The 9,033-nt window shown below is 43.5% G+C and carries 5 protein-coding genes; 3 read left to right on the forward strand and 2 right to left on the reverse strand.

The genetic code is table 11. From position 1 onward, the window contains the following. On the forward strand, positions 1-2,916 hold a 2,916-nt coding region (locus Q0541_RS23050), incomplete at its 5' end, for a DUF2157 domain-containing protein (RefSeq protein ID WP_298915938.1). 191 nt (positions 2,917-3,107) lie between these two features. On the opposite strand, the gene Q0541_RS23055 is transcribed toward Q0541_RS23050, so the two are convergent. Beyond that, the gene (locus tag Q0541_RS23055) at positions 3,108-3,578 is read right to left on the reverse strand and encodes a cupin domain-containing protein (RefSeq protein WP_298915942.1); all 471 of its coding nucleotides are present in this window, start codon (positions 3,576-3,578) and stop codon (positions 3,108-3,110) included. 381 nt (positions 3,579-3,959) lie between these two features. Then, positions 3,960-4,913, reverse strand: coding sequence for an NAD-dependent epimerase/dehydratase family protein (locus Q0541_RS23060; protein ID WP_298915945.1), 954 nt, complete (start codon positions 4,911-4,913; stop codon positions 3,960-3,962). Between the two features lie 413 nt (positions 4,914-5,326). Here Q0541_RS23060 and purD point away from each other — a divergent pair, with 413 nt between their 5' ends. Next, the gene (purD, locus tag Q0541_RS23065; RefSeq protein WP_298915951.1) at positions 5,327-6,604 is read left to right on the forward strand and encodes a phosphoribosylamine--glycine ligase; all 1,278 of its coding nucleotides are present in this window, start codon (positions 5,327-5,329) and stop codon (positions 6,602-6,604) included. Positions 6,605-6,786: 182 nt separating this feature from the next. Next, the gene (gene nblS / locus Q0541_RS23070) at positions 6,787-8,733 is read left to right on the forward strand and encodes a two-component system sensor histidine kinase NblS (protein ID WP_298915948.1); all 1,947 of its coding nucleotides are present in this window, start codon (positions 6,787-6,789) and stop codon (positions 8,731-8,733) included. Positions 8,734-9,033 lie beyond the last annotated feature (300 nt).

Consider the following 9,033-nt stretch of genomic DNA (forward strand, 5'->3'; position numbering starts at 1 on the left):
GAGCAGGGGAGCAGGGGAGCAGGGGGAGCAGAGGAAGTAACAGTAATATTCTCCCCATTTCCCTCATCCCTTTTACTCTGGGAAAAACTCGGTGGCATTTTACTCTTCCTGGGTTGGCTGGTTTCGGTAGTAAATTATCCTTGGCAAGCAATAGCTGTGAGTGGCTTGGGTTTGTGGTTTGTGGGAAGTTGCTTGCAGCGGTACAGTTCAAAGGCTGACTTAGCAGCAGTTTTTGTAATCGGCTTACAGACAATTTGGCTGTTTTGGCGGTTAATACCTAATAACTTACAGCAATGGGCGATCGCTACTGGCACCCAACTCACCAATTCTCAAAATCAACCTTGGGCGTTGCTGGGTGTAGCTTTATTTCCCTACGTAATTTTGATGGTGGCACTCACAGATAGCCTATATCGCAGCCAAAAGCGAGAATTGGCTAAATTTGGCGAACTGCTTACCCTCTTACTTGGAACTTTTTTAACAACGATCGCTATAGTAAATCCCACATTGCGATCGCTAAATCTGCTATTTTCCACAATCACTCTTGCATTTGTCACTCAACGCCGCTCCCCCTCCTCCTTTCCCCTGGTATATCTAACTCACATCATCGGAGTACTGACATTTTGCTCTACGATTAATTGGTTATTTCCAACCCTGAGTCACCAAGCCTGGGCAAGTATTTTATTAGCTCTGATGGTTGCAGAATGGCGATTTAGCCTCAACCGAGGTTTATGGCAACATAGTGCATGGGATATCGGTTTAGCACTAGCCGCCGCTAGTTTTTTCCTATTGTGGATAAATACAGAATCATCTTGGTATGGTATAGCTGATAGCCGAGCTTATTGGGGAGTCATTTGGCTAGTTACGCCTATAGCTCTTACAGGTGTTGCCAATGCCACAATTATCGAGCGGCGGATTACTAGCCGTTACTTGAGTGTCTTGGCTGTGATAATTGCCCAGCTACTGACTTTACAGTTACCAGGAACCAGATTAATCGGTTTGGCTGTAGGTATCGGATTGATGTTTGCAAATACGCGCTATTTCCGAAACCAAGTATCTGCGGTAATTACAGAAGGATTTATTTTAAGTTTCATTGGGGCGCTGCTGTGGACGGGTATACCTGGTTTACCTAGTCTCACAGTAGCAGGTTGGTTTGTCGCTGGCGCGATCGCAACCCTAACTTTATGGTTAACGCGGACAGTTTTGAGGCGACGCCCTAACGAATTAGCAATTATCTATGCAGCCGCTAATGATAAGTGGGCGATCGCATTGTGTGGTTTTGAGTTGTTGGGTTTGACAATGCACTCAGTGCTGATTTACCAAGGGTTTATTACTTCGGGATTTTTGTACTTAATTGCCACTGTTATCACCTTGGCAGCCATTGTTTATCGCAGTTGGCGCGAACCGACAAATTGGGCATTTTATGGCATTGGTTGGGGTTTGGAATTAGTGACTGCCCAAGTGCTGGGATTTGGGGAACGCTCAATTATTAAAATAGCGATCGCAAATATCGCCTTAGGTTTAATTGCTCAACTTGTCGGAGAGTGGTGGCAACGACGACATCAATTAGAAAGGCTTCCTAGCAGCTTTCACATTTTGCCATTAATTTATGGTGCATTCAGTGTATTGCTGCGTTTGGACACCTTCACTGAGTGGACTGGTTTGTATTCTTTGGGTGTAGCTTTAATTATCATTGGCGTGGGGCGACGGCGCGAGAACTTTAAACCCCTGCTGTACTTAGGAATCATTGGCGTATCCATTTCTGCCTATGAACTTTTGTTCTATCAAATGTTACAAGCTTCAGGAGGAGCATTAGGTGATGGATTGATAGCCATGTCTGCCCTTGGTACTAGTATCATGTATGCTTACCGCATTCTGTCGCCAAGGCTTGTCAGCTACTTACGCCTGACTCCCCAAGAACTGAAAGGAATTGCTCATATTCATTGGGCTTGGAGTAGCTGTTTATTAATGGCTGCCATTCCTCTTCCCATTGGAGTTAACCGTTTAGTGGGATTGGCAACTGGGGTATTTTTGATTCGTTATGCCATCTTTCAGGGCCGAAATTCGCGCACTTCCCCCAGCATCTTGGGAGGAATTACAATAGCCGAGATGTGGGTTTACCTTGGCTTATTAGAGGTAGCCGGCATGAGGATTTATTGGCGCGAGACAGCAGTAGGACGATTTTGGGCTGGGCCGTTAGTTCCTTGGAACGGTGCGATCGCCTGTGTGGTAGCCTATTTTCTGTACATCCTGCCTTGGGAAAGTTGGGGTTGGTCTAAAAGACCTTGGCAGCAAGCCGCCTACATTATACCACTGATAATTTTGTGGGAAACCAGACTGCAAACTTACCCGATTACCTTGCTACTCGCAGCTGGATTCTACATCTTCCTCGCAAAGGTGGGTGAAAACATCCGTTTTACCTATATTAGTATGGCGCTCATTGATTGGGCACTTTACAGTTGGTTTAATTCCTTACATCTAACTGATGCTTTATGGTATGTAACACCCATTGGGTTGTCACTGCCGTATATTGCTCAAGTCGATTCTCAACTGAGGCTACCAGAGTATAAAGCAGCTCGCCATATTCTGAGAGTCCTAGGTAGTGGTTTAATTTGTGGGTGGGCAATTTTATTTAATCAAGATACAGCCTGGATACCTGGAATTTTCAGCCTCATTGCCATTTTTGCCGGATTAGCTTTGCAAGCCCGGGCTTTTCTCTACATTGGTACAGCCACTTTTTTAATCACTACAATCTATCAATCAGTAATTTTCAGCTTGCACTACTCCTTTTTAAAATGGGTTGTTGGTTTGCTAGTTGGTATCTTACTGATTTATATCGCCGCCAACTTTGAAACCCGTCGCGCTCAAATAACTTCCTTAATTCGTAGCGCCATTGATGAATTTCAATCATGGGAATAGGGCTAGTACCGCAAGGCGGAAGTCAAAAGTTAAAAGTCAAAAGTCAAAAGAAATATAGCGTAAACGTTTCGTTGATTTGAAGTGGGTTGTTTATTTCCGCCGCGCTGTACTAGGGATTAAAAATTTCTATCACTAAGTATAAGTCACCGCTAAAAAGGTCGCAAATAAAGTCAGATATTTTTTGTAACGTGTTACTGTAAATTTTCTACTGGCTCCTGGTCAAATCGACGCATCAACTCTAGCAAGGCTTCCCTGTCTGGTTTGTGTCCATCTTGAAGTAGGGAAGCCAAGTCCTCAAAATACTTTTCGCGTTCCCCACCTGGAGTGAACATAATCAGTAACTTTGCAGGTTTTGTTCCCCGGTTAGCAAATGTGTGTGGCGTATTACGAGGAACAAGTACAAATGCTCCTGGTTGACCTTGGACAATTCGGTCTCCAGCTTGAATTTCGACTTCTCCCTCCAGAACATAAAACATTTCCTCCATCTGACGGTGAAGGTGTAGTTGTGGTGTAGTTCCTCCTGGTTGTATTAAGTATTCAAATAAACCTAAATGACCATGAGTATCAGCACCAACTACTTTAAATATTACCTCTGTATTACTTATGGTTAAGTGATCACCTTCTCGTGGTGCTAATATAATTTCTTTAACAGGTAAAGTCATAATAATTAACGTTTCTCCCTAGATGCCGCAGGTAAGCGAAGAGATTGATGGTATTTTTTATTCATGACACTATCAGTCTCAAAAATTATAGTACAAGATATTGACCAAGTAAGGCATAGTGGCTGGGATATGCGATCGCAAACGTACTATCCGCCAAGGTGTTGTTTTAACTACCAGCTAAGGATAAGACTCCGATCAATACAGTTTGCATAACAAAAGTGAAGCTTAAAAAGATGAGGGGAATTAGGACACAATAACCATTAATTGAAGCGCCCTTGTATTTCGCCTCGCCAAACTACCGCGATCGCGATCGCAAACCTTTTAGATAAACTGGAATCAGAACTGCTGAGGAAGAATAGATAATAGGGAAACCATGACACGCTAGAGTAAATACAAAGACTTAATCCACTCCCATTCCTGTATCAAACCCTCTCTTAGAGAGACTTGTGGCTCATATCCCAGAATTTTCTGCGCTTTAGATACATCAGCAGCGGTGTGACGGGCGTCTCCCATCGCCTTTTCGATGTAGTTTCTTTTGATTGGTTTCCCAACGATTTCTTCAATCGTATCTAAGACTTCTGCTAACACAACCCTACTACCGCCACCGATGTTAAAAATTTCTCCCACTGCTTGGGGTGCGGAGGCGGCGGCTAAATTGGCGGCGATGACATCACTAACAAACGTAAACTCCCGTGTTTGCTGTCCATCGCCGTAAATAGGAATCGCCTCATCCTGCAAAATGGATTTAAAGAACTTATGAAATGCCATATCTGGGCGCTGTTTAGGGCCATAGACTGTAAAATAGCGCAACGTCACACAGGGCACGCCAAAGTTTTTGTGATACAGTTCACATAAAAACTCCCCTGCTAGCTTTGTAATGCCGTAAGGAGAAACCGGTTGGGGGCAAATTCCCTCGTGAGTAGGTAATGTTTCTGCATCACCATATACACTCGATGAGGAGGCAAATACTAACCTTTTCAGGTGTTTTGCATCTTTGGCTGCTTCCAGCAAAACTTGTGTAGCGTTAATATTTCGTTCTGTGTAACCTCGAAAAGCTTTACCCCAACTTGCTCTCACCCCTGCTTGTGCCGCTTGATGGTAAACTACATCAACATCTTTTAAGAGTTTCTGCCAATCTAAAAACTGAATATCTCCTTCAATTAATCTAAAACCAGGTGAGTGATGTAAGTGTGCAACATTCTTACGCTTTAACATCGGATCATAGTAATCATTGAATTCATCAATCCCGATCACTTCTTCCCCTTGTTGTAGCAAGATGTCTACGAGGTGAGAACCAACAAAGCCGGCAGCTCCAGTAACAATAATTTTAGCCATGTTTCCTATTTTATGCTATTTTAATGAATTTCTATATTCGCAGGTTAGTACTTATAATCAATAATTATCATTACTTAATCTGGATTTTTAATCAATTATTATACTGTTTGAAACATCAACATTAATTAAATAAATATATTTATATGTTAATTTATGCTGGTACATTTATTACTATTATTAATAACAGTAATAAATGTACTAATTGACAAAATTGAATCTTAAAAATCAATGCAGTTGAAATTCAAAGAAGCGAATGGGACTTGAAACCGATATGGCAAGATAATTCTTGCTCTCCTCCCCCTGCCTTTTCTGGTCATCAGGGGGCTTGCACAAGTGTGAGAATTGGTGAAAAAATTGATCCGCGAGAGCCGAATCGGGCATTCTCGTTTCGTAAGGGACGCACGAGGAAATCAGTGAAAGTTTTAGTCGTAGGTAATGGAGGGCGCGAACACGCTCTGGCATGGAAACTGTTGCAATCTAAGCAAATCGAGCAAGTTATCTGTGTACCAGGGAATGGAGGCACAGCAAGTATGGAACGTTGCCAGAATTTGCCTTTAGCAATAGATGATTTTGAGGGCATGAGTCGATATGCTCTAGAACATGGCATAACTCTGGTGATAGTTGGGCCAGAAGTACCTTTGGCAAAGGGAATCACAAATTACCTCCAAGACAAAGGATTGATGGTATTTGGGCCAGTCAGAGCGGGAGCGCAAATTGAGGCAAGTAAAGCTTGGGCAAAAGCCCTGATGCAAGAAGCTGGAATTCCGACGGCCCGGGCTGCGGTATTTACGGAGGCAGTAGCAGCAAAATCCTATGTAAGAGCTACAGGAGTGCCAATTGTCGTCAAAGCTGATGGCTTGGCGGCTGGTAAGGGTGTAACGGTGGCTCTTACAGTTGAACAGGCAGAAAGTGCCGTTGATGCGATTTTTCAGGGACAGTTTGGCAGTGCTGGTAAATTTGTCGTCATTGAAGAATGTTTAATTGGGCAAGAGGTGTCAGTTTTAGCGTTAACCGATGGGTTAACAATTCGACCCTTACTGCCAGCTCAAGACCATAAGCGGATTGGTGACGGCGATACCGGGGAAAACACTGGGGGAATGGGAGCATACAGCCCAGCACCCATTGCTACGCCAGAGTTGATGGCACGCATTCAAACAGAAGTGTTACAAAGAGCGATCGCAACTTTACGAGCTAAAGGCATTGACTACCGAGGTGTACTGTATGCTGGATTAATGATTGCACCCGATGGCGACTTCAAGGTTTTGGAATTTAACTGTCGCTTTGGCGATCCGGAAACCCAGGTGATTTTACCACTGTTAGCAACACCCTTAGAAGAGTTGCTTCTAGCCTGTGTACAGCAGCGATTAAGTGAATTGCCGCCCATTGCTTGGAAAGGGGGAGCATCTGCAACTGTCGTTGCAGCTTCAGGTGGTTATCCAGGAGAATATGAGAAAGGCCACGTCATTACTGGCATTGGTGAGGCAGAGGCAACAGGAACAACCGTATTTCATGCAGGTACGAAGTTGAACCAGCAACAAGAAGTAGTGACAGATGGGGGTCGAGTATTAAATGTGACTGGAATCGGAGAAAATTTTGAGCAAGCGATCGCCCAAGCCTACGCGGGTATCAAACATATTCAGTTTGAGGGAATATATTACCGGAAAGATATTGGTTATAGAGTTAGGAGTTAGGAGTCATTCAATTTTGGATTTTGAATTTTGGATTTTGGATTGAAGGAGAAATCTAAAATCTAAAATTCAAAATTGGCAAAGTCAGGAGTTATGCCCAATGCCCCTAACATTTTTGTCAAATTAACTGTTAATTTTTTCGTTGTTGGGCTTTATTACAAAGACTATTAACAATTTTATTTAAGATGCTAAGTCTGTTTAAAACAATTCGAGATGCGATCGCTAGTTGGTGGGCTGAGTTCACACTCCAGACCAAACTGCTGGCTGTGGCGACATTGGTGGTTTCGTTGGTGATGAGTGGTCTGACCTTCTGGGCTGTGAATACAATTCAGCAGGATGCGCGGATGAATGATACCCGCTTTGGTCGTGACTTGGGGTTGCTGCTTGCTGCCAACGTTGCTCCCCTAGTTGCTGATAATAATCTGACTGAGGTTGCCCAATTTTCACAACGCTTCTACAGCAGCACCTCTAGTGTGCGTTATATGCTCTACGCTGATGAAACTGGGGAAATCTTTTTTGGCATTCCTTTTTGGGAAGCGGAGGTAGAAAACTCCCTGACGATTAAACGGCGGATACAACTGCCTGAAGATTACCCTGGTGATGGGGAAAAGCCAATGGTGCGGCAACACATGACCCCAGATGGGACAGTCACCGATGTGTTTATTCCCCTGATCGTCAATAAAAAATATTTAGGTGTATTAGCGATTGGTATCAACCCCAATCAGACCGCTGTTATCTCCACCAATTTTACCCGTGATGTCACCATTGCCGTTTTTATCACGATTTGGGTAATGGTGATTTTGGCAGGAGTGATTAACGCCTTGACCATCACTAAGCCAATAAAAGAACTGCTAGTGGGGGTGAAGCAAATTACTACTGGGAATTTCAAGCAGCGGATTAATTTACCTTTAGGGGGCGAACTAGGGGAGTTAATTTTAAGCTTTAATGAAATGGCAGAGCGATTAGAGCGCTATGAAGAACAGAATATTGAGGAACTGACCGCGGAAAAAGCGAAGCTAGAAACCCTAGTTTCAACGATCGCAGATGGTGCTGTGTTAATTGATAACAACATGCAGGTGATTTTAGTTAACCCCACGGCAAAGCGAATTTTTGGTTGGGAAACCGCTGATGTGGTAGGCTGCAATGTGTTACATCACTTGCCCCCAGCAGTACAAATAGAAATCACCAGTCCCTTGTACGAAATGGCAGCAGGCGAATGCGAAAGCGCCGAATTCCGAATTTTTATTAACCAACCCATCCCGCGGACGATTCGCATTCTCTTGACTACAGTACTCAACGTACAAACAGAAAGCATCAAAGGTATTGCGATTACTATCCAAGATATTACCCGTGAGGTAGAGCTAAACGATGCAAAAAGCCAATTTATCAGCAACGTTTCTCACGAACTGCGAACGCCTCTATTTAACATCAAAACTTATATTGAAACCCTGCACGACTACGGCGAAGAATTAGCTTTACAAGAACGGCAAGAGTTTCTGCAAACTGTCAACCATGAAACCGATCGCTTAACCCGCTTAGTTAACGATGTATTGGATTTGTCAAAACTCGAATCTGGTCGCCAGTATAATTTCGATGGCGTAGATTTAGCGCAAGCGATCGAGCAAACCCTGCGTACTTACCAACTCAATGCTAAAGATAAAGGTGTTGAACTTGTTCAGGAAGTTGCTCCTAATTTGCCACTGGTAATGGGTAATTATGATCTGTTAGTACAAGTGTTTGGCAATCTGATTGGTAATGCCCTTAAATTCACAAAAGCCGGGGGTAAAGTGGCAATCCGCGCCTACCAACTAGATTTCAAACCCAGTCACACCCAATCATCTCCAGTGCGAATTGAAATTTCCGATACTGGAATTGGCATTGCCACAGAAGACCAACACTCAATTTTTGAACGCTTCTTCCGCGTCGAAAACCGAGTTCACACCCTAGAAGGCACGGGTTTAGGTTTATCGATTGTCAGAAATATCATCGACAGACATCGTAGTAAAGTCCATCTAGTAAGTGAAGTCAGCATTGGCACCACTTTTTGGTTCGATTTAGCCACCTTTGAGGAAAAAGCACCACCGATACTGATTGAGCCTGTTGCTGAAGCATCCAAAATCACCACAGCCTGAAGGTTAGGGATTAGGCATTGTTTGTTATTTTTGACGATTCTACTATAGCGGTTATCGTTTGGATGCAATACACTCTGACCTCACTTCCATTCCTCTCTTCTAAAAGGCTACGGTGTACACACAAGTCGGAAAAACTTCATCTACCAAAGATTTGCAGTGCATTACGCTGGCGTGACAAAGCTAAATTGTTGCAATCATGGCGATGCCTGCGGTTCTTGCTAGCCAACGCATTTGTTATTTCGGCGTACGCATTTGTTATTTCGGCGTACGCATTTGTTATTTCGGCGTACGCATTTGTTA

The organism is uncultured Nostoc sp. (assembly GCF_937863485.1).
Lineage (GTDB): Bacteria > Cyanobacteriota > Cyanobacteriia > Cyanobacteriales > Nostocaceae > Nostoc.

Coding starts and splice junctions, on each gene's coding strand:
- Q0541_RS23060 (WP_298915945.1), bottom strand. CDS start 4,913: ATGGCTAAAATTATTGTTACTGGAGCTGCCGGCTTTGTTGGTTCTCAC.
- Q0541_RS23055 (WP_298915942.1), bottom strand. CDS start 3,578: ATGACTTTACCTGTTAAAGAAATTATATTAGCACCACGAGAAGGTGAT.
- nblS (WP_298915948.1), top strand. CDS start 6,787: ATGCTAAGTCTGTTTAAAACAATTCGAGATGCGATCGCTAGTTGGTGG.